Origin of the sequence: Micromonospora sp. NPDC048887 (assembly GCF_040649715.1) — a bacterium.
Classification (GTDB): domain Bacteria; phylum Actinomycetota; class Actinomycetes; order Mycobacteriales; family Micromonosporaceae; genus Micromonospora.
Genome location: NZ_JBEZGA010000023.1, coordinates 63128 through 89458 on the forward strand (window position 1 = coordinate 63128; position 26331 = coordinate 89458).

General features: G+C 74.2%; 21 protein-coding genes, 1 pseudogene and 1 riboswitch. Of the genes and pseudogenes, 10 read left to right on the forward strand and 12 right to left on the reverse strand.

Annotated features, from left to right (window positions below; all coding sequences use genetic code 11):
- Positions 1 to 7: 7 nt before the first annotated feature.
- Positions 8 to 643 carry a metal-dependent phosphohydrolase gene (locus AB0C17_RS26755; protein WP_357481008.1) on the forward strand — a complete coding sequence of 212 codons (636 nt, stop codon included), beginning with the start codon at positions 8 to 10 and terminating at the stop codon, positions 641 to 643.
- On the opposite strand, the gene AB0C17_RS26760 is transcribed toward AB0C17_RS26755, so the two are convergent.
- Positions 569 to 901, reverse strand: a complete 333-nt coding sequence (locus AB0C17_RS26760) for a DUF4031 domain-containing protein (RefSeq protein WP_357481011.1) — start codon at positions 899 to 901, stop codon at positions 569 to 571. The genes AB0C17_RS26755 and AB0C17_RS26760 overlap by 75 nt on opposite strands.
- A gap of 33 nt (positions 902 to 934) precedes the next feature.
- Between AB0C17_RS26760 and AB0C17_RS26765 the strand changes: the two genes are divergently transcribed.
- A complete protein-coding gene (locus tag AB0C17_RS26765; protein ID WP_357468992.1) occupies positions 935 to 2335 on the forward strand; it encodes an FAD-linked oxidase C-terminal domain-containing protein in 1401 nt (466 codons plus the stop codon).
- Here the strand turns inward: AB0C17_RS26765 and AB0C17_RS26770 are convergent.
- Together AB0C17_RS26770 and AB0C17_RS26775 are read right to left on the reverse strand one after the other, a co-directional pair.
- Positions 2332 to 2829 carry a hypothetical protein gene (locus tag AB0C17_RS26770; protein WP_357390139.1) on the reverse strand — a complete coding sequence of 166 codons (498 nt, stop codon included), beginning with the start codon at positions 2827 to 2829 and terminating at the stop codon, positions 2332 to 2334. The genes AB0C17_RS26765 and AB0C17_RS26770 overlap by 4 nt on opposite strands.
- Positions 2830 to 2895: 66 nt before the next feature.
- Positions 2896 to 4713 carry a glycerol-3-phosphate dehydrogenase/oxidase gene (locus tag AB0C17_RS26775; protein ID WP_357469073.1) on the reverse strand — a complete coding sequence of 606 codons (1818 nt, stop codon included), beginning with the start codon at positions 4711 to 4713 and terminating at the stop codon, positions 2896 to 2898.
- A gap of 68 nt (positions 4714 to 4781) precedes the next feature.
- Between AB0C17_RS26775 and AB0C17_RS26780 the strand changes: the two genes are divergently transcribed.
- From AB0C17_RS26780 to AB0C17_RS26790, 3 genes are all read left to right on the forward strand, one after another.
- Positions 4782 to 7181, forward strand: coding sequence for a S8 family serine peptidase (locus AB0C17_RS26780; protein ID WP_357468989.1), 2400 nt, complete (start codon positions 4782 to 4784; stop codon positions 7179 to 7181).
- Between the two features lie 44 nt (positions 7182 to 7225).
- On the forward strand, positions 7226 to 8152 hold the full coding sequence (locus AB0C17_RS26785) for a GNAT family N-acetyltransferase (protein WP_357468986.1): 927 nt from the start codon (positions 7226 to 7228) through the stop codon (positions 8150 to 8152).
- A gap of 70 nt (positions 8153 to 8222) precedes the next feature.
- On the forward strand, positions 8223 to 8447 hold the full coding sequence (locus tag AB0C17_RS26790; RefSeq protein ID WP_357468983.1) for a hypothetical protein: 225 nt from the start codon (positions 8223 to 8225) through the stop codon (positions 8445 to 8447).
- Positions 8448 to 8516: 69 nt separating this feature from the next.
- On the opposite strand, the gene groL is transcribed toward AB0C17_RS26790, so the two are convergent.
- From groL to AB0C17_RS26805, 3 genes are all read right to left on the reverse strand, one after another.
- Positions 8517 to 10139 carry a chaperonin GroEL gene (gene groL / locus AB0C17_RS26795; RefSeq protein ID WP_357390147.1) on the reverse strand — a complete coding sequence of 541 codons (1623 nt, stop codon included), beginning with the start codon at positions 10137 to 10139 and terminating at the stop codon, positions 8517 to 8519.
- 275 nt (positions 10140 to 10414) lie between these two features.
- A complete protein-coding gene (locus AB0C17_RS26800; RefSeq protein WP_357468980.1) occupies positions 10415 to 11785 on the reverse strand; it encodes a hypothetical protein in 1371 nt (456 codons plus the stop codon).
- A gap of 113 nt (positions 11786 to 11898) precedes the next feature.
- Entirely contained in the window at positions 11899 to 12102 is a 204-nt protein-coding gene (locus AB0C17_RS26805) for a cold-shock protein (RefSeq protein WP_013288855.1), read from the reverse strand.
- Between the two features lie 218 nt (positions 12103 to 12320).
- Here AB0C17_RS26805 and AB0C17_RS26810 point away from each other — a divergent pair, with 218 nt between their 5' ends.
- Positions 12321 to 12836: a GNAT family N-acetyltransferase gene (locus AB0C17_RS26810; protein WP_357468977.1), complete on the forward strand. Its 516-nt coding sequence runs from the start codon at positions 12321 to 12323 to the stop codon at positions 12834 to 12836.
- A 70-nt stretch (positions 12837 to 12906) separates the two neighbouring features.
- Here AB0C17_RS26810 and paaN read toward each other — a convergent pair whose 3' ends face one another.
- From paaN to thrC, 3 genes are all read right to left on the reverse strand, one after another.
- Positions 12907 to 14580, reverse strand: coding sequence for a phenylacetic acid degradation protein PaaN (gene paaN / locus AB0C17_RS26815; RefSeq protein WP_357481014.1), 1674 nt, complete (start codon positions 14578 to 14580; stop codon positions 12907 to 12909).
- A 52-nt stretch (positions 14581 to 14632) separates the two neighbouring features.
- On the reverse strand, positions 14633 to 15652 hold the full coding sequence (locus AB0C17_RS26820; protein ID WP_357481017.1) for a GNAT family N-acetyltransferase: 1020 nt from the start codon (positions 15650 to 15652) through the stop codon (positions 14633 to 14635).
- 419 nt (positions 15653 to 16071) lie between these two features.
- The gene (gene thrC / locus AB0C17_RS26825; protein WP_357481019.1) at positions 16072 to 17361 is read right to left on the reverse strand and encodes a threonine synthase; all 1290 of its coding nucleotides are present in this window, start codon (positions 17359 to 17361) and stop codon (positions 16072 to 16074) included.
- A gap of 13 nt (positions 17362 to 17374) precedes the next feature.
- A riboswitch (SAM riboswitch) is annotated at positions 17375 to 17507 on the reverse strand.
- A 339-nt stretch (positions 17508 to 17846) separates the two neighbouring features.
- Here thrC and AB0C17_RS26830 point away from each other — a divergent pair.
- Together AB0C17_RS26830 and AB0C17_RS26835 are read left to right on the forward strand one after the other, a co-directional pair.
- Positions 17847 to 17999: pseudogene (locus AB0C17_RS26830) on the forward strand (DUF4232 domain-containing protein); the annotation flags it as partial.
- Complete coding sequence (locus tag AB0C17_RS26835) at positions 17974 to 18297, forward strand: hypothetical protein (protein WP_357481022.1); 324 nt, start codon at positions 17974 to 17976, stop codon at positions 18295 to 18297. The pseudogene AB0C17_RS26830 and the gene AB0C17_RS26835, both read left to right, overlap by 26 nt.
- A 55-nt stretch (positions 18298 to 18352) precedes the next feature.
- On the opposite strand, the gene AB0C17_RS26840 is transcribed toward AB0C17_RS26835, so the two are convergent.
- The 3 genes from AB0C17_RS26840 to AB0C17_RS26850 all read right to left on the reverse strand — a co-directional run bounded on the left by AB0C17_RS26840 (position 18353) and on the right by AB0C17_RS26850 (position 22733).
- Entirely contained in the window at positions 18353 to 18802 is a 450-nt protein-coding gene (locus AB0C17_RS26840; protein ID WP_357481024.1) for a DoxX family protein, read from the reverse strand.
- Between the two features lie 149 nt (positions 18803 to 18951).
- A complete protein-coding gene (locus tag AB0C17_RS26845) occupies positions 18952 to 19869 on the reverse strand; it encodes an ABC transporter permease subunit (RefSeq protein ID WP_357481027.1) in 918 nt (305 codons plus the stop codon).
- Positions 19869 to 22733 (reverse strand): alpha/beta fold hydrolase, encoded by a 2865-nt coding sequence (locus AB0C17_RS26850; protein ID WP_357481030.1) that lies wholly within the window; start codon positions 22731 to 22733, stop codon positions 19869 to 19871. The genes AB0C17_RS26845 and AB0C17_RS26850 overlap by 1 nt, the downstream gene beginning before the upstream one ends.
- A gap of 374 nt (positions 22734 to 23107) precedes the next feature.
- On the opposite strand from AB0C17_RS26850, the gene AB0C17_RS26855 reads away from it, so the two are divergent.
- On the forward strand, positions 23108 to 24280 hold the full coding sequence (locus AB0C17_RS26855) for a hypothetical protein (protein ID WP_357481033.1): 1173 nt from the start codon (positions 23108 to 23110) through the stop codon (positions 24278 to 24280).
- Positions 24267 to 26331: nitrate- and nitrite sensing domain-containing protein (locus AB0C17_RS26860; RefSeq protein WP_357481036.1), on the forward strand; the 2065-nt coding region annotated here is incomplete at its 3' end. The genes AB0C17_RS26855 and AB0C17_RS26860, both read left to right, overlap by 14 nt.

Genomic DNA, 26331 nt, shown 5'->3' on the forward strand with positions numbered 1-26331 from the left:
GCACCCGGTGGACGACCTGAGGGCGCGGTGGCGGGACACGGCACGGGCGGCGGGCGCGACGGATCCGGCGGCGGCCGACCGGGCCGGCGTCCGGCTGCTGGCGGCCTGGCGGGAGCCGCACCGGCGCTACCACGACGAGGCGCACCTGCGCGCGGTGCTCGACGTGGTCGACGCGTACGCCGGTCTGGCCCGCGACGCGGACCTGGTCCGGCTGGCGGCGTGGTGCCACGACGCGGTCTACGACCCGCGCGCGGCGGGCGACGCCAACGAGCGGGCCAGCGCCGACCTGGCCGGCGAACTGCTGGCCGCCGCCGGGCTCCCGGCCGCGACGGTGACCGGGGTACGCCGCCTGGTGCTGCTCACCGCCGGTCACGCGGTCGGGCCGGACGACCCGGACGGCGCGCTGCTGTGCGACGCGGACCTGGCGGTGCTCGCGGCCCCGGCGGAGCGCTACGACAGGTACGCCGCCGCGATCCGCGCCGAGTACGCGCACGTGCCCGAGCCGGACTTCCGCACCGGCCGGGCCGCCGTGCTGCGGCACCTGCTCGCCCTGCCGGCGCTCTACCGGCTACCCGAGCCGCACGCCCGCTGGGAGGTCCGGGCCCGGGCCAACCTGTCCCGGGAGCTGACCACGCTCAGCTGAGACGCGGTGCTTCGGGCGGCGCAGGCCGGCGTCCCGCAGCAGCCGGACGATCTCCCGTGACGGCACGACAGTGGCGCCCAGCCAGACCGCCGCCCGGAACCGCTCGGCGGGCAGGTCGTAGTGATCGCGGTCGAAGCCGCGCCGGGGTGCGCCGAGCAGCTCGGCGAACGCGTGCAGCTCGGCGTACGACACGTCGCTGATCAGGTGCGACCAGAGCCGGCCACGCCAGGGCACGGTGGGCGGGTCCAGGTAGAGCACGGCAACAGACGGTACGCCGGTAGCCTTCCCGGCATGGCCGCCCATCCCCTGCTCGACGACCTGCGGGCCGCGCTCGGCGACGCCGCCGTGCTGACCGATCCGGACCTGCTGGCCGGGCACGAGCGCGACGAGGCCGACCTGTGCGACTCGGGTACCCCGCTGGTGGTGGTGCGTCCCCGCGGCACCGATGAGGTGGTGGCGGTGGTCCGTGCGGCCGGCCGGCACGGCGTACCGGTGGTGCCGCAGGGCGCGCGGACCGGGCTGGCCGGCGCGGCGAACGCGGTCGACGGCGCGGTGGTGGTGAGCACCGTGGCGATGGACCAGGTCCGGGAGATCGACCCGGTGGGCCGGATCGCCGTGGTGCAGCCGGGCGTGGTGAACGCGGCGCTGGCCCGCGCGGTACGGGAGCACGGCCTCTGGTATCCGCCGGATCCCGGCTCGTGGGAGTCGTCCACGATCGGCGGCAACGTGGCCACCAACGCCGGTGGCATGTGCTGCGTGAAGTACGGCGTGACCAGCGAGTACGTGCTGGGCCTGGAGGTGGTGCTCGCCTCCGGTGAGGTGCTGCGCACCGGGCGGCGCACCGCCAAGGGGGTCGCCGGGTACGACCTGACCCGCCTCTTCGTGGGCTCGGAGGGCACGCTCGGCGTGATCACCGAGGTGACTGTGGCGTTGCGTCCGGCCCCGGAGGAGTCGCTGACCCTGGTCGCGGTCTTCCCCACGGTGGCGGCGGCAGGTGGCGCGGTCGCCGGGATCGCCGAGCGCGGGCTCACGCCGAGCCTGCTGGAACTGCTGGACCGCACCCATCTGCTGGCTATCGAGGCGTACCGGCCGATGGGTCTGCGCACCGACGCCGAGGCGCTGCTGCTCGCGGCGGTGGACACCGGCTCCCGGGCCGCCGACGACCTGGCCCGGCTGGCCGAGGTGTGCACCGCGGCGGGTGCCGACGAGGTCTACGCGGCCACCGACGCGACCGAGGCCGCCGCCCTGCTCCAGGCGCGTCGGCTGGCCCACCCGGCGATGGAGCGGTTCGCGGCGCAGACGTTCCCGGGCGGCAACGGCGGCCTGGTCATCGACGACGTGGCGGTGCCGCGCGGCCGGCTCGCGGAGCTGCTCGACGGGGTGGCCGGGATCGCCGAGGCGTGCCAGGTGCCGATCGGGGTGGTCGGGCACGCCGGCGACGGCAACATGCACCCGAACATCGTGGTCGACCGGGCGGATCCGGCGAGCCTGGCCCGGGGCCGGCGGGCCTTCGACGAGATCATGCGGCTGGGGCTGGAACTGGGCGGCACCTGCACCGGGGAACACGGCGTCGGGCTGCTCAAGCGGGACTGGCTGGCCCACGAGATCGGCCCGGTGGGCGTACGCGTGCACCAGGCGATCAAGGCGGCGCTGGACCCGGCGGGGCTGTTCAACCCCGGGAAGGTCTTCTAGCCCTTGTCCTCGGCCGGCGTGGCCTGGGTGACGAGCAGCAGCACGTCGTAGGCGACCTTCGGCTTGGGCTCGCCCGGGCAGTCCTGGATGGTGACCGTCAGGTCCGGCGGCACGAGCAGCGTCGACGTCAGCACACCGATGCAGCCCTGCTTGTAGCCGCGGGCCTGGTCGGTCTCCTTCGCGATCGCCGGGTCCGCGAGCATCCGCTGGAGCCGCTTCGTCTGCTCCGGGTTCAGCGTGCCGGTGGCGTCCACGCCGTCACCGGCGCAGTCGCGGCACTGCCAGCGGCCGGACGGGTCCACGTCGAGGTGGCGGACCGGGCCGTCGCCGAGCCGCTGCACCAGGGAGACGCGCCTGCCGTCCGGGGTCGGAGCGGCAGCGCCCGCCGCCCCGGGTGTCGTGGCACCCTCGGCCCGGCCGAAGGAGCAACCGGTCAGAGCCAGCAGGACCACGGCGGACAGGGCGGGGAGGCGCAACCAGGACGGGCGGACCACGCCGGGAAACCTACACTTCCGTAGGTAGCGCGCACTACCGGCCGAGCGGCCCGGGTCGGGGATCCCCTACCTGGGGGAGGCCGGAAGTTCAACGCCCGGGCCGTCGGTTCCCCGGTCGGCCGCGAACCCGCGTACGTCGGGCGCGCCGAGGCGGGCCGCGTCGGCAGCGATGTCGTCCGGCATGAGCTGCGACTCCCGCTCGGCCAGCACCCGCGCCCGGTAGTGGGCGACCTCCCGGTCCCGGGTCGCCGCGTCCCAGCCGAGCACCGCGCCCATCAGCTCCGCGGCGTGCTCCGCCGACTCCAGGCCGCGGTGGCTGGTCTCGATCGAGATCCGGGTACGCCGGGTCAGCACGTCCTCCAGGTGCAGCGCGCCCTCGGCGCGGGCGGCGTACGTCACCTCGGCGGCCAGGTATTCGGGTGCGCCGGCCAGCGGCGAACCGAGCAACGGATCGGCGTCGACCAGGGCGAGCAGGTCGAGGGTGAGCGTGCCGTAGCGCTCCAGCAGGTGCTCGACCACCCCGACCGCCACCCCGTGCCGGCGGGCCAGGTCGGCCCGGTCCCGCCACATGGCCGCGTACCCGTCGGCGCCGAGCAGCGGCAGGTCGGCGGTACGCGAGGAGCGGGCCCGGCCGAGCCGGTGCATCGCGCGGTCCACCACGTCGGAGGCCATCACCCGGTAGGTGGTGTATTTCCCGCCCGCCACCAGCAGCAGGCCGAGCATCGGCTCCACCACGGCGTGCTCGCGGGACAGCTTGGAGGTGGAGTCCGCCTCGCCGGCCAGCAGCGGGCGCAGCCCGGCGTAGACGCCCTCGATGTCGGCGGTGGTCAGCGGCCGGTCCAGCACCATGTTGACCTGCGACAGCAGGTAGTCGATGTCGCTCGCGGTGGCGGCCGGGTGGGACCTGTCGAGTTGCCAGTCCGTGTCCGTGGTGCCGATGATCCAGTGCCCGCCCCACGGGATCACGAACAGCACGCTCGTCGCGGTACGCAGGATCAGGCCGGTCTCGCCGACGATCGCCGAGCGGGGCACCACCAGGTGCACCCCCTTGGAGGCGCGGACCCGCAGCTTCGGGCGCAGCCCGACGTCGTTGAGCATCCGCGACATGTCGTCGCTCCACACACCGGTGGCGGCGATCACGGTGCGGGCGCGTACCTCGAACTCGGCGTCCGGCGAGCCGGCGGGCGCCTCCAGGTCGCGGACGCGCACGCCGGTGACCTCCCGGGCCTGGCGGATCAGGCCGACCGCGCGGGCGCTCGTCACCACAGTCGCGCCGAGGCTGGCCGCGGTGCGCGCCAGCGTCACCACCAGGCGGGCGTCGTCGACCTGGCCGTCGTAGTAGCGGATCGCGCCGGCCAGCTTGTCCGGCCGCAGGCTGGGGAAGATCCGCCGGGCGCCCTCGCGGGTGAGGTGCCGGTGCAGCGGCATGCCCCGCCCGCCGCCGAACACCCCGGCGAACGCGTCGTACGCGGCCACGCCGAGGCCGTAGTAGGAGCGGCGGAAGAACCGCCGGGGCAGGTCCCGCGCACCGCCCTCGGCGGGCAGCGGCACCAGGATCGGCACCGGCCGGACCAGGTGCGGTGCGAGCCGGGTGGCGAGCAGCCCGCGCTCGGTCAGCGCCTCGTGGACCAGGTGGAACTCCAACTGCTCCAGGTAGCGCAGGCCGCCGTGGATCAGCTTGCTGGATCGGCTGGACGTGCCGGCGGCGTAGTCACGCGCCTCCACGAGGGCGACCTTCAGCCCTCGGGACGCGGCGTCGAGCGCGGCGCCCGCTCCGGTCACGCCACCGCCGATGACCAGCACGTCGAACCGCTCGGCCCGGAGCCGGCGCAGGTCGTCGGCGCGGCGCTCGGCGGAGAGCCGGCCGGCCGTGGATCGGGACACACTCGGGTCACGCACCAGTCAACGGTAACCGTCCAGGGCGCGCGGCGACACGGCCCGGCCGTACCGTGATGACCATGCTGACCGGTCCGCCGCTCGTCCCCGTACCGCCGTCGCCACCGCGTCCGAGCGGGCCGTGGCCGGTCGTCGCGGCGGTGGCGACCGGGGTGTGGATCGTGCTGCTCACCGTGCCGGGCCAGATCATCGGCTGGCTGGCCGACCAGGTGGCGCTGGTGACCGGCACGGACCGGCCGGTGGTGGCGTGGCCGGTGGTCGCGGTGGCGACGGTGCTGCTGGCCGGCGCACCGGCGCTGGCGCTGGCGCTCGCGCCGCGTTCCCCGGCGCTGCGGGCGACCGGCCGGGCCTGGACCTCCGCCGTGGTGGCGCTCGGCGCGACCACGCTGCTGCGGGCGGTGCCGCCGGTGCACCACGAGGCGTACCTGGCCGCGCTGGCGATCACCGGCGCGGTGCTCGCGCTCGTCGCCGCCCGCCTCGGCCGCGTCCGGCCACCGGTCGTCGTGGACACGGTCCCGGAGGGCCGGTTCGGGCCGGTGTCGCTGCTCGCGGTCGCGGCCGGGCTGGCCGTGCTGCTGCCGTGGCCCTGGGTCGGCGCGCTGGGCGGTGCGCTGGAGACGCTTCTCGCCGGACTGGCCGCCGCCGCGCTGGGCGCGCTCGCCGGGGTGCTGCTCGGCACCGGTTTCTGGGCCTCGTTCGGGCCCGGCCCGGCCCGGCTGGTGCTGGTCGGCGGCCTGGTCGCGGGCGTCGCGCTGACGCCGCTCGCGGCCGGCGCCGGGCAGTCGGGCGTGCAGTTGCCGGCGCTGCTCCTGCTGCCGCCGCTCGGTTTCGTGCTGGCCGCACTGGAGGCGGCGGCCCGCCACGCGGGCCGGCCGGCCGGGCCCGCGCCGGCACGCTGGCTGGTCGGGCTCGCCCTGGTGGGACCGCTCGCCTTCACCGACCCGGAGGAGATCAGCATCCTGCTGGCCACCACCCGCGACACGCCGTTCTGGGTCGCGGTGGGCACCGGCGTGACGTTCGCCGTCGCGGTCGTCCTCGCCGTCGGGTACGGCGTCCTGCTCGCCCGGTCCCGCGCCCGCGCGCCCCGGCGCGGCCCGGCCGCGCTGGCCGCCGCCGCGCTGCTCGCCGCCGTCGCCGTCGTGTACGTCGTCCCCGGCCAGCCCGGACTGTACGGCGAGCGGCTACTGGTGGTGCTGCGCGAGCAGGCCGAGCTGACCGGCCTGCCGGCCGGCACGCCGGGCCGGGCCGGGCGGGACGCCCGGGCGACGGAGGTCTACCGGCGGCTGGTGGCGACAGCCGACCGCACGCAGGACGACCTGCGCGGCACGCTGACCCGGATGCGGCTGAACCCGACGCCGTACTACCTGGTCAACGCGATCGAGACGGACGGCGGGCCGGCGGTGCGCGCCTGGCTGTCCAGCCGCCCCGAGGTGGCCCGGGTGCTGGTCAGCCAGCGGGTGCGCCCGCTGCCCGCGCCCGCCCCGCAGGCGCGCGGCGACCTGCCGGCCCCGGCCGGGCCGGCCTGGAACATCTCACTGATCGGCGCGGACCGCGTCTGGTCGGATCTCGGGGTCACCGGGTCCGGTGTGGTGGTGGGCAGCTCCGACTCCGGGGTGGACGGCCGGCACCCGGCGCTCGCGGGCGGCTTCCGGGGCGGCGACGACTCCTGGTACGACCCGTGGGAGGGCCGCCGCGCCCCGGCCGACAGGGGTGGCCACGGCACCCACACGCTCGGCAGCGCGGTCGGCCGGGACGGGATCGGGGTCGCGCCCGGCGCGAGCTGGGTCGGCTGCGTCAACCTGGACCGCAACATGGGCAGCCCGGCCCGCTACCTCGACTGTCTCCAGTTCATGCTGGCCCCGTTCCCGCCGGGCGGGAACCCGCTCACCGACGGCCGGCCCTCCCGCGCCCCGGACGTGCTGACCAACTCGTGGGGCTGCCCGCCGGTGGAGGGCTGCGACCCGGGCGCGCTGCGACCGGCGACCGCCGCGCTGACCGCCGCCGGCATCCTGGTGGTCGCCGCCGCCGGGAACACCGGCCCGTCGTGCGGCTCCATCGCCGACCCGCCCGCGCCGTACCCGGACGTGCTGACCGTCGGGGCGGTGGACCGGCAGCGCCGCGTCACCGCCTTCTCCAGCCGGGGCCCGGCACCGGACGGCAAGGACAAGCCGGACCTGGTCGCCCCCGGCGCCGATGTGGTCTCGGCGATGCCGGGTGGCGGGTACGCGGCCCTGGACGGCACCTCGATGGCCACGCCGCAGGTGGCGGGCGTGGTGGCGCTGATGTGGTCGGCGAACCCGGCACTGATCGGGGACCTGGAGCGGACCCGGGCGATTCTGCGCGACACCGCCCGGCCGGTCGCGTCGCCCACCGACGCGTGCGGCGGACCGGGTGACGTCTCCGGCGCCGGGCTGGTCGACGCGTACGCGGCGGTGCGCGCGGCCACGACCGGTTAACAACCCTGTCCATTGACCTGCCGTATGCCCTAGGGTCGGCGTCCATGGACGTGGGGATCATCGAGCTGGGCCGGGACCGGCTGCCCGAGATGGTCGAGCTGTGCCGGCTGTCGCTCGACCTGCCGGAGGACGCGGCCGAGGCGTCAGCGGTGGTGGCCACCGTGGCGGAGCGGGCCGACGCCGACCGCCCGGTGCTGCGCCTCGGCGCGGTACGCGACGGCGCGCTGGCCGGCGTACTCGTCGGGTCGCTGTCGGCGGCGGATCCGCGCCTCGGCCACGTCGACCTGATCGCGGTCGCGCCGACGGAACGCCGTCAGGGCGTGGGCCAGGCGCTGCTGGGCGAGGCGGAACGGCGGCTGGGCGCGCTCGGGGCGGCCGAGGTGCTGCTCGCCGGGAACCCGCCGCACTACGCCTGGCCGGGCATCGACGTGCGCTACACGCCGGCGGTCTGCGCCGCGCTGCGGCTCGGCTACCGGCAGGACCGTACCGCCTGGAACATGACCGCCGACCTGGCCGAGGGGTCGGCGGCGCTGCGCTCCACCGAGGCCGCCGAGCAGCGACTGGCCGGGCGGGGCGTGACGGTACGCCGCGCGACCCCGGACGACCTGCCGGCGCTCACCGCGTTCGCCAGGTCCACGTTCGGCGGCACCTGGGACGGCGAGCTGGCCGGTTCGGTCGGGCGGCCGGACGCGGGCGCGCACCTCGCCGAGCGCGACGGCGCGATCCTCGGGTTCGCCGCGTACGGGTCGGCCCGGCCGAGCTGGTTCGGGCCGATGGGCACCGCGCCGGAGGCGGAGGGCTCCGGTATCGGCGGCGTGCTGTTGCGCCGCTGCCTGCGCGACCAGGCGGCGGCCGGGATCGGCGCGGCGCAGATCGGCTGGGTGGGGCCGGTGCCGTTCTACTCGAACGCGGCCGGGGCCCGGATCGAGCGGGTGTTCTTCCTCTACCGGAAAGCCATAAGCGGCGCATAGACGCCAATAGCGCCATTCGGTCTCCTTCGTCATCGACCGGGCTCTACGGTCGGGGCAGAGGAGGCGGTCCATGACCACGAATGACGAACGGGCCGAGGATCCGGCCGACGAGCGTCCCGCCCAGCTCCCGTTCGACCGGCTCGACATCGGCGACGCCGAGCAGCTCGCCGAACGCAGCGGCGCGGACCGGCAACCGGTGGAGGAGCCACGGCAGCCGGTGGACGAGCCGAGGCGGCTGCCACCGCCGTACGACAGGGCGCACAAGCGGCGCAACCAGCGCCGGCTGCCCACCTGACGGGTACGCGGAAGGGGGCGGGACCGCTGACGCGGCCCGCCCCCTTCGGCGTACTGGATGGAGCTGGACTCAGAAGTCCATCTCCCCGCCACCCGGGCCAGCCGGGGCGGCCGGGGTCTTCTCCGGCTTGTCCGCCACGACGGCCTCGGTGGTGAGGAACAGCGCGGCGATCGAGGCGGCGTTCTGCAGGGCGGAACGGGTCACCTTGGCCGGGTCGATGATGCCCGCGGCCAGCAGGTCGACGTACTCGCCGGTCGCGGCGTTGAGGCCGTGACCCGGGTCGAGGTTGCGGACCCGCTCGACGACGACGCCACCCTCCATGCCGGCGTTGACGGCGATCTGCCGCAGCGGGGCGTCCAGCGCGACCTTGACGATCTGCGCGCCGGTGGCCTCGTCGCCGGCCAGGTCCAGCTTGTCGAAGGCGGTCTTGCCGGCCTGCACCAGCGCGACGCCACCACCCGGGACGATGCCCTCCTCGACGGCGGCCTTCGCGTTGCGGACGGCGTCCTCGATGCGGTGCTTGCGCTCCTTCAGCTCGACCTCGGTGGCCGCGCCGACCTTGATCACCGCAACACCGCCGGCCAGCTTGGCCAGACGCTCCTGCAGCTTCTCCCGGTCGTAGTCGGAGTCGCTCTTGTCGATCTCGGCCCGGATCTGGTTCACCCGGCCCTGGATCTGGTCGGCGTCGCCGGCACCGTCGACGATGGTGGTCTCGTCCTTGGTCACCACGACCTTGCGGGCGCGGCCCAGCATCTCGAGGCCGGTCGCGTCCAGCTTGAGGCCGACCTCCTCGCTGATGACCTGGCCACCGGTGAGGATGGCGATGTCGGTCAGCATGGCCTTGCGGCGGTCACCGAAGCCCGGCGCCTTGACGGCGACCGACTTGAAGGTGCCACGGACCTTGTTGACCACCAGGGTGGCCAGGGCCTCGCCCTCCAGGTCCTCGGCGATGATCAGCAGCGGCTTGCCCGACTGCATGACCTTCTCCAGGATCGGGAGCAGGTCCTTCACCGACGAGATCTTGCTGTTGACGATCAGGATGTACGGGTCGTCGAAGACGGCCTCCATACGCTCCGGGTCGGTCATGAAGTAGGCGGAGATGTAGCCCTTGTCGAAGCGCATGCCCTCGGTGAGCTCGAGCTCCAGGCCGAAGGTGTTGCTCTCCTCGACGGTGATGACACCTTCCTTGCCCACCTTGTCCATCGCCTCGGCGATGATCTCGCCGACGCTGGGGTCGGCGGCGGAGATGGAGGCGGTGGAGGCGATCTGCTCCTTGGTCTCCACGTCCTTGGCGAGCTTGAGCAGCTCCTCCGAGACGCTGGCCACGGCCGCCTCGATGCCCCGCTTCAGGGCCATCGGGTTGGCGCCGGCAGCCACGTTGCGCAGACCCTCACGGACCAGGGCCTGGGCCAGGACGGTCGCCGTCGTCGTGCCGTCACCGGCGACGTCGTCGGTCTTCTTCGCGACCTCCTTGACCAGCTCGGCGCCGATCTTCTCGTACGGGTCCTCGAGCTCGATCTCCTTGGCGATGCTCACACCATCGTTGGTGATGGTGGGGGCACCCCACTTCTTCTCGAGCACGACGTTGCGGCCCTTGGGGCCGAGCGTCACCTTCACGGCGTCGGCGAGCTGGTTCATGCCCCGCTCGAGGCCGCGGCGCGCCTCTTCGTCGAACGCGATCATCTTGGCCATACGGCGTTGTCCTCCTGGACACTCACGGGCCACCCGGGATGCCCGGATGGGCCGTCTGGTGTACGCACCTTGGGGACGTCGCCACCTGGCGACGACGACGTCTCCTCGGTCGGGCCGGACAGCCCGCGACGACCGGCCTCGTACCGCTCCGGTGCCACCTGGGACACCGGTGCGGCCGTGGCCCTACCGCCCCGACCTTCTGGCACTCACCGTACGCGAGTGCCAATGACTTGTTTAGCACTCTCCCTAGCCGAGTGCAAGCACGACAGCCCCGCTCAGCCGAGTTCCGCCGCCAGCTGGGCCGCGCTCACCGGGCCTTCCTGGGCCCGTTGCTCGGCGTACGTGACGACCAGCCCCACCTGCTGCGCAAGGTAGGCCGGGACAGCCACCACGGCGCTGAGAACGGTCATCGTCACCGCGCCGATCGCGGTGCCCACCGCACCCAACGGCTCGACCCCGAACACCGCCGTGTTGATCCCGCTCAGCACGACGTCCAGCAGCGCCGCCGCGACCAGCGCCGCCACCACGAGCATGACCCGGCCCAGCACCATGAGGAACCGGCTGTGGAACAACCGCCACGACCGCCCGACCGGGTCACTCCGCTCGAACAGGTAGACCGGACCGAACAGGACGAGCGCGACGGCGACGTAGACGCCGGGCAGCAGGCAGAAGCAGGCGCCGAGCGTGACCAGCAGCGACACCACGATGGTCCAGCCCCAGAGCCCGAGGGCACGGCTCAGCCCGTACCGGAGGGCGGCACCGAGCCCGGCCGGCTCACCGGCCGCCTGCCGGGTCATCACCCAGGTTCCCGCCGCCCAGCCCATCGCCTGGAGCGCGCCGAAGATCAGCCCGGCGAACAGGATCGTGCCGTAGAAGCCGAGCGTCTGCTGCCAGAAGCCCTCCGGCAGCCTCGGTGAGCCGTCCGGCGCGGTCGCCATCTGCCCGTCGGGGGCGACGAGGAGCGTGAGGACGCCGATCACCGCCGCCGGGAGGACCTGGGTGAGCAGCACGATCGGCACGAGCTGCCGCCAGCCGCGCCGCAGCGCTCCCCAGCAACGGGCGAACCAGGGGCCGATGCCCGCGTGCGGCGGGTTGACGAGCGGGTCCTGCGGGTTGATGCCGGAAGGCCAGCCGCCGGGCATCGGGTAGGCGGCGCCGGGCATCGGATGCGGCGGGTACCCGGGGCCGGGCCAGCCCGCCTGCGGAGCACCGCTCGGGTGGCCCGGCGTGGGGTAGCCGGGCATCGGGGGGTAGCCGGAGGGCGGGACGGCACCCGGCGCGGTCCAGCCGGACTGGGCGCCCCAGCCCGGGGTCGGGGTGCCGTGTGATCCGCTCTGGCCCGGCGGGTACGTGGCGGGCGGACCGCCTCCACCGGGCGGGGTGGCCGGGTCGGCGGGCGCGGCCGGGCCGGGCGGGTTCGGGTGGGGGGGCTGCGCTCCGGACCCGGGTTGCTGCGGAATGCTCGGGCCGTAGCCGGTCTGGTCGGCCCACGGATCGGCGGGTGCCGGGTCGGGAGCGGGCACGGACGGCCCGGTGGCCCTCGACGACGTCGGATCGGTGGCCGGGGGCGCGGTCGGGTCGGCCGGTGGACCGGACGGCGTCGGCGGCACCGGTTCGGCGGGACCCGGCGGAGGCAGATCGGACACGAGCCCTCCTCAGCGGCTACGGCTGGAACGGCTCTCGATCTTCCACTGTGCGCGCTCGCACCGCAGCCCCCCGATCGGCGGACCCGGCTGCGGAACCGCCCGGCGGGCGGAGGTCAGGCGATGACGCGGACGCGCTCGGCCTGCGGACCCTTCTGCCCCTGCGCGATCTCGAACTCGACCCGCTGGCCGTCGTCGAGCGCCTTGTAGCCGTCCATCTCGATCGCGGAGAAGTGGACGAAGACGTCCTGCCCGCCGTCGACGGCGATGAAGCCGTAGCCCTTTTCGGCGTTGAACCACTTCACGGTGCCCTGTGCCACGGTGCACTTCCTCACTCTGCGCGGCGTTCCAAGACCCGGAAACCGGCGGACCGGCACCGGCGGTGCACAGGCTCAGCAATCGGCGATGCTGAATTCAGTGACCGAAATCGCACGCTACACGAGGCGTGACGACGGCGCACGACCACAAATCGGGCATATTCCGGGGGTTGGATGGCCCGGTCGCACACGCGCGCCGGGCCGTCCGGTATGCATGCGGCATGACCAGCGCGACCACCATGACCACCGTCCGCCGGGTCCGGCCGGAGGACGCCGCACGGATGCGGGCGCTCCGGCTGGAGATGCTGGCCGACGCCCCGCTGGCGTTCCTGGAGACAGTGGCCGAGGCCGCGGCCCGGCCGCACACCGAGTTCGCGGCCCGGATCGCGGCCGTCTCCCGTGGCGACCACACCGCGCAGTTCGTGGCCGACCCGGGCGGCCGCCTGGTCGGCCACGCCGGCGGCACCGCCGCGCCGGACGAGCCGGGCCTGACGCTCGTCTACGCGGTCTACGTGACACCGGCCCGGCGGGGCAGCGGCCTGCTCGCCGCGCTCGTCGACGAGGTGGCCGCCTGGTCGCGCGCCTGCGGGCGGCCCGAGCTGATGATGGAGGTGGTGGTCGGCAACGACCGCGCCTACCGGGCCTATCAGAAGCTGGGCTTCGTGGACACCGGGGTACGGGTGCCGCACCCCCGCATCACCGGTCTGTACGAACTCCAGATGCGCCGCCCCGCGTGAGGCCGACCGGGCGCAGTTGTTAAAAGGGGGCCCCTCCTCTACCGGAGGCGTTAAGAAGGGGCCCCTCCTTTCAGGAGTGGCGGCGGCTCTGGACGATGCGGAACCGGTTCGCGACGTACGCGCCGTCGGTGAGCGCCGAGTTGGCCGCCGCGTTCGCGCCGGAGCCGTGGAAGTCGGAGAACGCCGCCGACTGGTTGACGAACACCCCGCCGGTGAGGTTGCAGGACAGGTGCACCCCGGCGTCGATGGCTGCCTTCTCGGCCTCGTCCAGCACCGCCTCGTCGGTCGAGTAGACGCCGGCGGTCAGCGCGCCCTTCTCCCCCACCGTCTCGCGCATGATGCGCAGGCTGTGCTCGGTCGAGTCGGTGGCGATGGCGAACGAGATCGGGCCGAACCACTCCCGCGAGTAGATCGCGGTGTCGGAGGCGTCCAGCTTCACCACCGTCGGCGTACGCACCACCGCGCCGGGGAAGGACGGGTGCTCGACGGTGCGCGACTCCAGCACCGGCTCGCCGACCTTGGTGACCTCCTCCAGCCGCTCCAGCACGCCGTCGTTGACGATCGCGCCGGTCAGCTCGACGCCCCGGGCCGGGTCGGCGGTCAGCTTGGCGACCGCGCCGGCGATCCCGGCGGCCACCTCGTCGAAGCTCTTGTGCCCCTGGTCGGTCTCGATTCCGTCGCGCGGGATCAGCAGGTTCTGCGAGGTGGTGCACATCTGGCCGCTGTAGAGGGTGAGCGTGAAGCCCAGGTTGCGGCACAGCCCGGCGAAGTCGTCGGTGGAGTCGATCACCACCGTGTTCAGGCCGGCCTTCTCGGTGTAGACGGCGGCCTGCCGGGCGTTCGCCTCCAGCCAGTCGCCGTACTCGGTGGAGCCGGTGAAGTCGACGATCCTCACGGCCGGGTGCAGGGCGAGCGTGGTGGCGAGCTTCTCGCCGTCCGTCTCGGTGGCGAGCTGCACCAGGTTCGGGTCGAACCCGGCCTCGGCGAGCACCTGGCGGGCGTACCTGACGGTGATCGCCAGCGGCAGCACCGCCCGCGGGTGCGGCTTGACCACCACCGGGTTGCCGGTGGCGAGCGAGGCGAACAGACCGGGGTACGAGTTCCAGGTCGGGAACGTGTTGCAGCCGATGACCAGCGCGACCCCGCGCGGCACCACGTGGAACGTCTTCGTCATCCGCAGCGGGTCGCCCTTGCCGGCGGCCTTCTCCCACCCGGCGGTCCCCGGGTGACGGGTCATCTCCGCGTACGCGTACGCGACCGCCTCCAGGGCCCGGTCCAGCGCGTGCGCGCCACCGGCCTGGAACGCCATCACGAACGCCTGGCCGCTGGTGAACTGCACCGCGTTCGCCAGCTCGAAGATGTTCCTGTGCAGCCGGTCCAGGATCTCCAGGCAGACACCGACCCGGGCCTGCGGGCCGGCGTCACGCCAGGCGGGCAGCGCGGCGCTCGCGGCGGACACCAGCTGGTCGGCGCCCGCGTGCGGGTAGCGCACGTCCAGCGCCACGCCGAACGGGCTGACCTCGGTGGCCACTGTGGTGCCGTCACCAGCCTGGTCGAGCGGGAAGTCGCCGCCCAGGTACGCCTCGAAGGCGGCCTTGCCGTCGGCGGCGGCGGTCTCGCCGTACACCCGGGGGCTGGGCGACTCGGGGTAGGCCGACCAGTACCCGCGCTCCGCGATGGCGGTCAGCGCCCGGTCGAGGGTCTCGCGGTGCCTGTCGTACAGGGGGTGCGGGGTCTCCGTCATGCCCGCCATCATGCAACAGAAAGGCACCAGATCAGTAGGGGCGTGTCACAACTCAGATCGTCAACTGCCAGTCGACGGACCCGGCGGCCGGGCGGTACCCGAGCCGCTCGTTGATCGCGACCATGTGCCGGTTCGCCACCGCGTTCCAGGTGTCGACGGCCCGCAACGCCGGTTCGTGCGCCAGCGCGTACGCCAGGTTCCCGGCCTTGCAGAGCAGGCCGAGCCGGTGGCCGCGGTGGTCGGGGTCGACCAGGGTGATCTGCTGCCAGGCATGGTCGGTGCTGCTCGCGTCAATGCTGAGCTGCGTCCACCCGACCAGGCGGCCGGTCGCCTCGTGCACCACGCCGGTGTTGTAGCGGCGTACGCCCCGGGCGTCCAGCGCCCGCTCCGCGTCGCGTACCCGCGCCGCGTCCACCTGCTCCGGCTCCCAGTCCAGCTCGCCCATCGGGGCGTCGAGCAGCAGCCGGCCGTCCAGGTAGGCGACGTCCGCGACGTACTCCTCGGGGGTGTGGTCGCGCCACCGCACCGGCCGGTAACCGGTCGCCGCGGCGCGGGCTCCGGCCAGCAGCGCGGCCAGCCGGTCGCGGTCGAGCCCGGCCACGTCGAGGCGGCGGCGGACGTCGGCCAGCGCCGGTTTCGCGCCCATGGCGGCGGCGAACGCGGCGCCGGGGAAGCCCCGGTCCTCCTCGCCGGGCAGCGCGGCGGTGGTCGAGCCGACAAGGCGTTTGCCGCCGTGCTCGCGGAGCAGCCGCACGCCGTGCTCGTGCAGCACGCGGCCGATGCCGCGCCGCCGGTACGCCGGGTCGACGGTCAGTTCGACGGTCGCGTTCTCGGTGTTCTCGATCGTGTGCAGGTGCAGCCGGAGCCAGCCCACCGGCAGGCCGTTCAGGCGGGCAACGAGCCAGCGTCCCTCGATGCCGGGCATCGGGTGCGACAGCAGCGCCTCGAAGCGGCGGCGGCAGGTCGGCGGAAGGTCCGGCTCGTCGACGGCCTGGGCGGCGCACGCGATCCGGTACGCCGCGTCGAGCGTCTGCCGGTCGGCGGGATCCAGCGGTGTCACGGTCAGCGTCATGTCACCCAGGGTGCGCCGGACACAGCGAAGAGGCCAGCGGTTTCCGCTGGCCTCTTCGGACGTTGGTCGGGAGGGACGTCCGCACAACGCCTCCGGCGTTGGGTCGCAAGAACTTGAAAAGTCTCCGGCGGATGCCCTCCCGCACGAAGCATCTTGCGCCGTCCGGTTCCTGCCGTCAAGTCCCTGAGGGCGGCTTTCTGGCACTCAGCGCACATCACCGGTTACCCACCGGTCTCACCCGATCCCCCACCCGGGCGAGCCCTCCTCCCCCACCCGGCCACCCTCACCCCCGGCCCCCCGGCCCCGGCGCCCCGCCCCGGTGATCAAGCAGTTCGTGTCCCGGAACGGCCCGGCCGAGGACACGAACTCCTTGATCATCGGGGCGGAGGGAGGGGAAGGGAGGGGGAGAGGCGTTGGCGTCAGGACAGGAGGTTGGCGTCTCGGGCGGCACGGAGGGAGGGCTTGATGCGGTGGGTGGGGCCGACCTCGCCGGCCACCGCGTCGAGCGTCTTCAGGCCCTCGCCGGTGTTGAAGACGACGGTCTCGGCGGCCGGGTCGAGCCGCCCCGACTCCACCAGCTTGCGCAGCACCGCGACAGTCACGCCGCCCGCCGTCTCGGCGAACACCCCCGTGGTACGGGCGAGCAGCCGGATGCCGGCGCGGATCTCGTCGTCGTCGGCGTAGTCCATCCAGCCGCCGGTACGGCGTACCGCCTCCAGCGCGTACAGCCCGGCCGCCGGGTCGCCGATGTTCAGCGACTTGGCGATGCCGGTCGGCTTGACCGGCGTGATCGTGTCGGTGTCACCGTGCAGCGCGGTGGCGATGGGGTTGCACCCGGCCGACTGCGCGCCGAACACCTTCCAGCCACCGGCCGGTGCCTCGACCAGCCCGATCTCGACCAGCTCGGCGAACGCCTTGTCGATCTTGGTGAGCAGCTCGCCGCTGGCCATCGGGATGACCACCTGGGCCGGGATACGCCAGCCGAGCTGCTCGGCCACCTCGTAGCCGAGCGTCTTGGAGCCCTCGGCGTAGTAGGGCCGCACGTTCACGTTGACGAACGCGGTGTCCTCGAACTCGTCGGTCTCCACCAGCTCGCCGCAGAGCCGGTTCACGTCGTCGTACGAGCCGTCGATGGCGACCAGGTCGCCGCCGTAGACGGCGGTGGTGACGACCTTGCCCTGCTCCAGGTCACCGGGGATGAAGACGATCGACGGCACGCCCGCCCGGGCCGCGTGCGCGGCGACGGAGTTGGCGAGGTTGCCGGTGGAGGCGCAGGCGTAGCGGGTGAAGCCGAGCGACCGGGCCGCGGTGAGCGCCACCGAGACCACCCGGTCCTTGAACGAGTGAGTGGGGTTCGCGCTGTCGTCCTTGACCCAGAGCGGCGCGGTGAGCCCCAGCTCGGCCGCCAGGTGCGGGGCGGCCACCAGCGGGGTCAACCCGGGGTCGAGCGTGACCCGGGTGGCCGGGTCCTGACCGGCCGGCAGCAGCGGCGCGTACCGCCAGATGTTCTCCGGGCCGGACTCGATCTGCTCGCGGGTGACGGTGGCCAGGGCGGCGGTGTCGTAGTCGACCTCCAGCGGCCCGAAACACTCGTAACAGGCGTGCTGTGCGGCCAGCGGGTACCGCGCCGAACAGGCGCGGCAGACCAGGGCGCGGGCCGGGCTGAGGGTGGTGTCGATACCGGTGGCGACGGGAAGCGTCGACGTCATGTCGAGGAGGTTCCTCTCATCTTTCCCCGCATCGCCGGGTGCGGCGGGGACGGAATTGGCACCTGCCCGCTGTCGCTCGTCATCGAGCGCACGGGTGGTTGCCGGGGCGTCTTCGGGCCGTATCCCTCAGCCCCTCTGGATGAGGTATTCAGTTGTGCCGTCGAGTCTATGCGCTGCTCACGGCCGTGCCACCCGGGGATCCCACGCTGTGGGCACCGTCCGGGCCCGCCGGGTGGCATGATCACCGGATGCGCGGATCGGCACGCCTGGCCGGGGCCCTCACCGGCGTGACGCTGCTGGCCGCCTGCGCCCCGGCGCGGGGACCCGCCGACCGGCGGCTGCCCGACCCGCCGCCGTCCGCGGCAGGCGTCGACCCGCTGACCACGGTGCCACCGCGGCCCGGCGCTCCCACGGCCGACCCGAGGCCCGCCGCCACCTGCTCCCCGGAGGGCATCGCGATCACCGAGCTCGGGGTGAGCGCCGCGATGGGGTTGCGGGCGATGGGCCTGGAGCTGGTCAACTGCGGCGACCGGCCGTACGAGCTGCGCGGCTATCCGGCGGTGACGCTCCGGGACGCCGACGGCGACCCGACCAGGGTGCGGGTCATTCCGGGTGCCGCACCGATCACCTCCGGCTTCGACCAGCCGCCCACCCGGATCGTGCTGGCTCCCGGCGAGCGGGCCCGGCGCGGCGCTGATCTGGCGGAACCTGGTCACCGACGCGACAGTGGTGGCCACCGACGGCACCGAACTCGACGTCGCCCCGGTGGCCGGCCGGCCCGCGTACCCGGTGGCCCTGGACGGGCCGATCGACCTCGGCAACACCGGCCGGCTGGGCGTCAGCGCGTGGAAGCGCCAGAAGCCCGGTGCGGCCACCGGCACGCCCACGCCGGCCGCACCACCGCCGCCCACGACCCCGCCGGTCAACCCGCTGTAGAACCGGAGTCCGGTACGGGCGCTGCCGTACCGGACTCCGGTCCACCGGTGCGGACTCAGGCCGCGACCGAGGCCGTCGGGACCGCCGCGGGCTCGGCGGTGGTGGCACGGCGCCGGGCGAGCAGCGCGTCGAGCGCCCAGTTTCCCGGGCCGAGCACTGCCACGAGCAGGAACGACCAGCAGAAGAGCGCGGCCAGCTCGCCGCCGTTGCGGATCGGCAGCAGGCCGTGCGGCTGGTGCACCACGAAGTACGCGTACGCCATCGAGCCGGAGGCGAGCAGCGCCGCCGGCCGGGTGAACAGGCCGACGAACACCAGCGCGCCGCACACGAGCTGGATCAACGCCGCCCACCAACCGGGCCAGGTGGCGAACGGAACGGCCGCACCGGAGCCCTGGTTGCCACCGAGGACGCCGAATATCGACGCGGCGCCGTGGCATAGGAAGAGCACGCCCACCACCGCGCGGAACAGGGACAGCACGGGGCCGCTGAGCTGGGACGGAATCATGTGGGACCTCCTGGGACGGGTATCTGACACACCCCAGGATGACGATCACATATATCGATGTTAATCGATTTCTTTGCAGGCGGGACAATCCCTTGGGAACGCTCCCATGATATGGGCGGCGGTGCTCACGCGACACCCCGCCGGTCACCTCAGCTCGTGACGTCCTTGCGGGTGAACCGCCAGAAGGCCAGGCCCCAGAACAACGTGGCGTAGACGACCGCGGAGAACGCGCCCCTCACCACGTCGTCGGTCTGCGTCGGCGTCGACAGCAGGCCCAGCCACGCGCTGCTGTAGTGGGTCGGCAGCAGGTTGCGCAGCCCGCCCAGCGCGGTGATCTGGTCCAGGATGCTGGACAGGATCCACAGCAGCACCGCGCCGCCGACCGCGCCGAGCGCGGCGTCGGTGGTCACCGACAGCAGGAACGCCAGCCCGGCCACGACCAGCAGCACCACCGCCAGATAGCCGAGCACGCCGAGCAGCCGCAACAACCCGTCCGCCGGCGCCAGCTCGGCCGAGACCTGGCTGCTCAGCGGCTTCCAGCCGTACCGCAGGGTGCCGGCCAGCAGCGCGGTGCCGGCGAGCAACAGCAGGGCCAGCCCGGAGTACGCGAGCGCGACGACCAGCTTCACGGCGAGCAGCCGGGCCCGGGGCACCGGCACGGCCAGCAGGTAGCGCAGGCTGCCCCAGCTCGCCTCGCTCGCCACCGTGTCACCGCAGAACAGCGCGACCACCACGACCAGCAGGAACGACGCGGACACCAGGATCGAGAACAGGGTGAAGTTGAGCCCGCCCGAGGTCGCCAGGTCGGCCAGGCTGGAGAACTCGCCCCGCCCGCCGCCGTCGTCGTCCCCGGCGTCGAACTGGAACGCCACCAGGATGATCAGCGGCAGCAGCACCATGAACCCCAGCGCGAGCTGGGTACGCCGGCGCGACGCCTGCCGCCGGAACTCCGCGCCGAACGGGAGCGTGGCCGAGGGCCGGTAGCCCGCCGCCGCCCCGCCCGCGCCCGGCCCCGGCCTACCGGACGTGCCGCCACCAGGCGACGATGCCACAGACGAACCCGCCATCACCGGTCCCCGCTTCCCCGAGAGTTCTCGCCCACCAGGGCGAGGAACGCGTCCTCCAGGCGGCGCCGGGGCACCACCCGGTCCACCCCGATACCGGCGCGGACCAGTTCGGCCACCACCTCGCTGCGGGCGGTGCCGTTGGTGTCGACCACCAGCCCGCCGTCGCCGTCGGGCAGCACCCGTACGCCGTCGAGCCGGTCGAGCACCGTCCGCGCCGCATCAGGGTCGCTCACCTCGAACAGCACGCTCGGCGACTCGCCGACGATCTCCTCCACCGGGCCGGACGCCACGATCCGCCCCTTGTTCACCACCACCGCGTGCGTGCAGGTCTGCTCCACCTCGGCCAGCAGGTGGCTGGAGACCAGCACCGCCCGGCCGTCGGTGGCGTAGCGCTGGAGCACCCGGCGCATCTCGGCGATCTGCGGCGGGTCCAGCCCGTCCGTCGGCTCGTCCAGCACCAGCAGCTCGGGCAGGCCGAGCATGGCCTGGGCGATGGCCAGCCGCTGCCGCATGCCGTGGCTGTACTTCTTCGTCCGCCGGTGCACCGAGTCGCCCAGGCCGGCGATCTCCAGCGCCTGGTCGAAGTGCGCGTCCTCCCACGGCCGGCCGGTCGCCCGCCAGTACGCCTTGAGGTTGTCCAGTCCGGACAGGTGGGGCAGGAAGCCCGGCCCCTCGACCAGCGCGCCGATGCGGGAGAGCACCGGCGAGCCGGGCACCAGCCGGTGACCGAAGACGTAGATCTCCCCGGCGGTGGGCTGGGTCAGCCCCATCAGCACCCGCAGCGTCGTGGTCTTGCCCGCACCGTTGGGCCCGAGCAGGCCGACCACCTGGCCGGGATGCACCTCGAAGTCGACGTCGGAGACCGCGACGAAGCCGTCCGCGTACTCCTTGCGCAGGTTGCGCACGGCGAGCGGGACGCCCGCGTACTCCGGGTGCACGGAGTCGTCCTGGCGGCGGTGCCGGCGGCGGGTGAGCAGCACGACCACGACGAGCCCGGCCACGATCGCGGCCAGCAGGCCGGCCAGCGCCCAGCGCCAGATCGCCGCCGTGGTGGGGATCGGCGCGGCGTCGACGGTGGGCAGCGTCAGCGGCCCGTCCGCGAGCGCCACCGTGTGCACGGCCGGTTCGGCCGGCGAGGCGTACGCCTGGTCCGACGTCGCCACCACGAGCCGCAGCCGGTGCCCGGCCTCGACCCGCCGGACGATCCCCGGCAGCGTGACGGTGACCGGCGTGGCCGCCTCGACGGTGGGCGGCAGGCCGGTCAGGCGCACCGGCGCGACCAGGCCGGACGGCAGCGTCGCGGCGCCCTGCGGGTCGACGTCGTAGAGCTTCACGAACAGCACCGCCTCGCCGGTCGCGGAGGCGGCCCTGATCCGCACGGTGGGCGCGCCCACCACGTCCACCGGCTCGTCCAGCGGCGCCGACTCGAACCGGGCGTGCTGGCCGGGGATGTCACCGGCGACGCCGTCCAGCAGCGAGCCGAGCGCGCCCGCGAACGGCACCGAGGAGATCGCCGCCGGGTTGCCGTTCGGCGGTACGGCGACCGGCTGGGGCGGGCCGGCGAGCGTCACCTCGCGGCGGCCCTCCCCGGCCAGCCCCGGATAGTCGGCGGTACGGAAGCCGGTCGCCACCAGGCCCCGGTCCAGCGCGTCGAACCCGGCGATCCGGGAGAACGTGAACGTGTCGCCGGGCGCCGCCCCGTCCCCCTTGACGTAGTGGTCGAGCCACTGCGCGGTCAGGAACTTCACCCGGTCGGAGTCGGAGGTGGGTCCGGAGCCGCCGTCGTGGCCGCCGGTGAACCAGGCGACCCGCACCGGCGTGCCGGCGGCGGCGATGCCCCGGGCGTTGGCGTCCGCCTCGGCCAGCGGGAACAGCGTGTCCGCCTCGCCCTGCACCAGCAGCGTCGGCGACTTGATCCGGTCCAGCACGCCGGCCGGCGACGACCGGCGCAGCAGCTCGACCGCCGCCGCGTCGGCCCGGCCGGTGGTGGCGATGCGCAGGTACGCGGCGCAGACGTCGGCCGCGAAGCGCCCGCACGCCGGGTCGGCGGCGCCGGCCGGCGCGCGACCGGAACCGGTGCCCGGCCCGGCGCCCGGCTGCGGGCTTGGCGGGCCGGCCGACTCGGGAGCGCCCTCCGGCGCGGCGGCGGTGGCCCCGGAGAGCCCGGCCGGGCCGGAGCCGGCGTTCCCGCCGCCGCCGAAGAAGATGCCGGCCCAGCCCTTCTTGAACACGCCGTCGGCAGGCTGCCGGCCGCTGCTCTCCGGCAGGAAGGCCCGGGACAGGTCGTTCCAGGTGATCATCGGGACGATCGCGTCGATCCGTTGGTCCTGCGCGGCCAGCAGCAGCGCCAGGCCGCCGCCGTACGAGCCGCCGACCACGCCGACCCGGGGGTCGCCGGCCGCGTCGAGGCGGATGTCCGGGCGCTCGGCGAGCCGGTCGAGCAGGCGCTGCGCGTCCCGCACCTCGTAGTCGGGGTTGTCCAGGTGGATCTGACCGCCACTGCGCCCGAAACCGCGGGCGGTCCAGGTGAGCACCGCGTACCCACGGGCGACCAGGTCCTCGGCGTCCGGGCGGACCGAGTCCTTGGTGCCACCGAAGCCGTGCGCCAGCAGCACCGCCGGCACCCGCTTCGATGCCGACGCGTCCGCCGGCAGGTATAGCGTCGTGTCCAGATCGACCGGCTCGTCGCCGGAGGGCCCGGAACGCACTGTCACAGTCGTCGACTCGGTCCGGAAGTCCGCGCCGCGCGGCCGGGCCGTCCAGACCAGCGCGGCGGCGACGAGAACGATCACCACCACTGCGGCGACGGTGCGGCGCGGACGGCCGGCCAGGGCGCGCCGGAGCCGCGCGGCGGTTGATCTCATGCGGCACACGGTACGGGCCGGCGGCTGAGCATTCGCTGAGATCCGCCGTACGTCTGTCCGGTTGCACCGTTCGTCGCGTGGCGTCCCTCATCCGCCAAAGGTCCAGAGCATCCCAGCGAGACGTATTCGGATCATGTGAATTCACATCTACCGGCGCAAACCAGCGTCGATGTCACTTCTCGGCAACACGATCACACGCTACGTGCCTTTCGCCCCGACACAGGGTGACCCGAAGTGGACTGACGTGAAGCCGACTCATCGGCCGAGGTCACACCCGCATCCGGTTCGACTAATTTTCCGGTCCGGTGCACGGGACTGCGTACGGCGACCTCCCGGCGCACCGCCCGCCCCGCCGTCGCCGGAGGAGACACACCATGACAGTCCCCGCGTCGCGGGTCCGTCGGCGGCCCGCCGTACCGGGCCGTACGCTCGCCCTGGTGCTGGCACTGGCACTGCTGGCCCCGCTCGGGCTGATCTTCATCCAGGCCGAGCGCGACTACGCCGACGACCACGACCTGGCCAGCCGGGAACGGCTCGGCGTCCGCTACCTGCGCGCCCTCGGGCCGGTCACCGACACCCTGGTGGAGGCCCAGGCCATCGCCGTCGCCGAAGGCGCCGTGTCCCGCGCCTCGCTCGCCGCCGCCATCGAGGGCGTCGCGGAGGTGGACAACGCCGTCGGCGACGAGTTGCGCACCCACGAACGCTGGGCCGGGCTGCGGGCCAAGCTGGAGTCGCTGCCCGACCGCGGGATCGGCGACCCCGAGGCGGCGTACCGGGCCTACGGCGAGGCGTCCGACCTGCTGCTGGCCCTCTACCGCAAGGTACGGGAGAGCTCCGGCCTGATCCGCGACCCCCGCGCCGACTCGTTCTTCCTCCAGGACGGCATCGGCGGCGACCTGCCCACCGCGACGGTGCTGGCCGGACGGCTCGTCGACCTGGCCCGGCTGGCCGCCAAGCGCCCCGCCGACCAACGCGCGAGGACGGGCGCGGAGCTGGCCGAGCTGCGGGTCGCCGCGCTCGGTCCCGCCACCGACCTGGTCACCGACCTGCGCTCGGCGGTGGACAACTCGGAGAGCACCGACCTGGGCGCCAACGTGCTCACCCCGCTGGACACCTACCAGCGTTCGCTGGAGACGTTCGCGGTCTACTCGGCGCCCGGCGGCGGCCGGTCCGCCCCGGGCACCGACCAGCTCACCCGCGCCGGGCTCAGCGCGCAGAACGCCGCCAAGCAGCTCCGGACGGTCATCCTCGACCAGCTCGACGCGCTGCTGCGGGAACGGCTCGACGACCTGGATCGGGACCGGCTGCTGGGCCGGATCGCCGCCGGGGCGGCGCTGGTGCTGATCGCCGGGATCGTCGCTCTGCAGGTGGCCGCGCTGCGCCGGGACCGGTCCCGCACGGCCGCGGCACGCCGGGAGCCGGCCGGGGCCCCGCCGGCGGTCCCGCCGGCGCCGCCGCTCGCCGCGCCCGAGACCGACCGCCGGCCGGTCGCGGTGGGGCGCGGCATCGACTCCGACGGGTGGAGGCCGTTCGATGCTGCTCGGTAGCCTGCGGATCCGGGGCAAGCTCGCCCTGCTGGTGATCATCCCGCTGCTCAGCATGGTCGGGCTGGCCGTACCCGTGGTCATCGACCGGGTGTCCGCCGCCCGGCAGGCCGCCGACACCGCCGAGACCGTCCGCATCGCCAGCCGGGTCGGCAGCCTGGTCCAGGATCTCCAGCAGGAACGCCTGCTCTCGGTCGGGCTGCTGCTGCGGCGGGTGAGCCGTACCGAGCTGATCCAGAAGTCGGCGACCGTCGACGACCGGGTCGCCGACCTGCGCGCCGAGCCGCTGCCGGCGCCGGTCCGGGCGAGCCTCGACCAGGTACGCCGGCTGGAGGACGTCCGGAACGCCACGCTCGCCGGCCGCGCCACGCCGCAGCAGATCCTGACCGTGTTCGGCGAGGTCGACACCGCCCTGATCGACGCGCTGCGGCTGCCCTTCCGGGTGGACACCGACACCGCCGCCGGACGGCAGGTGCTCGCCCTGGACGCGCTGCTGCGCGTCGACGAGGCCCTCAGCTCGTGCACCACCCAGATCGTGCTGGTCAAGGCGACCGGCGACCCGCTGGTGTCCCGGGCGTTCGTGGCCTGCATGGCGGCGCTCAACGTCGACAACCGGCGGTTCCGCAAGCTGATCACGCCCGAGCAGCTCAAGGTGGCCGAGCTGGACGACGCGGCGGTGGCCGCCCGGACCAGCCCGACGTTCCTGGTGGACAGCCTCCGCGACCCGGACGGGGCGATCGCGCCGGTGCCGCTGGACGTGCTGTTCCCCTCGGCCCGCTCGATGATCACGCTGGGCCAGTTCGTGGAGAAGAAGGTCGTCGCGGACGTCATCGCCGAGACGCGCGCCCGGGAACGGGAGGCGCTGACCGCGGCCTGGCTGGTCAGTCTCGCGGCGGCGGCGATCCTGCTCGTCGTGGTGCTGCTGAGCATGACGGTGGCGCGTACGGTGGCCCGGCCGCTGAGCCGGCTCACCCGCTCCGCCGAGCGGGTCGCCCGGGTCACCGAGGCCGAGCTGACGCGGGTCGCCGACGACGAGTCCGAGAGCGTCCCCCCGGTACGCCTCGATCCGGTGGAGGTCAGCGCCCGGGACGAGATCGGCGACCTGGCCCGCGCGTTCGACAGGGTGCAGCACACCGCCGCCCGGCTGGTCGAGCGGCAGGTCGCCGGCCGGCGCAACGTGGCGCAGATGTTCGGCCACGTCGGCCGGCGTACGCAGAACCTCGTCGGCCGTCAGATCGCGCTCATCGACCGGCTGGAACGGCAGGAGACCGACCCCGGCCGCCTGGAGCACCTCTACCGGCTGGACCACATCTCCAGCCGGTTGCGCCGCAACGCGGGCAGCCTGGTGGTGCTCTCCGGCGCCACCGGCTCGGACGGCCACGTGGCGCCGGTCCCGCTGGCCGACGTGGTCCGGCTCGCGCTCGGTGAGATCGAGGACTACACCCGCGTCGACGTGGAGGTCGCGCCCGGCGTGGCGGCGGCACCCGCCATCGTCGGCGACCTGGTGCTGACGCTCGCCGAGCTGATGGAGAACGCCACCTCGTTCTCACCGCCGCACACCCGCGTGGTGGTGACCGGTGAGCTGACCGACGGCGGGGCCCGGCTGGTCGTGGTCGACCACGGCATCGGCCTGACCGAGGACCGGATGGTCGAGGAGAACGCCCGGTTCACCCGGCGGGAACGCCTCGACCTCGCCCCGACCGAGGTGCTCGGCCTGTTCGTGGTCGGCCGGCTGGCCCGCCGGCACGGCTGGAGCGCCCGGCTGAGCCACACCCCCGGTGGTGGCGTCACCGCCGCCCTGGAGATCCCGGCCGCCTCGCTCGTGATCCGCCGCCCCGAGCCGGTCGGCGTCAGCGCCGGCCGGGCCGCCGTGCCCGGCACCCGCGAGCCGGAGCCGCCGGCAGTGGAGGCGCCGGCCGGCTTCGACGTCGAGTTGCTGAGCCGGGCCACCCGCAGCATGTCCAGCGGTGACCCGTGGAACGCCTTCGGCAGCCAGGCCGGCGAGGCAGAACCGGCCGAGGAGCCGGGACAGCCCGGCGGCGGCCCGCCGCCGG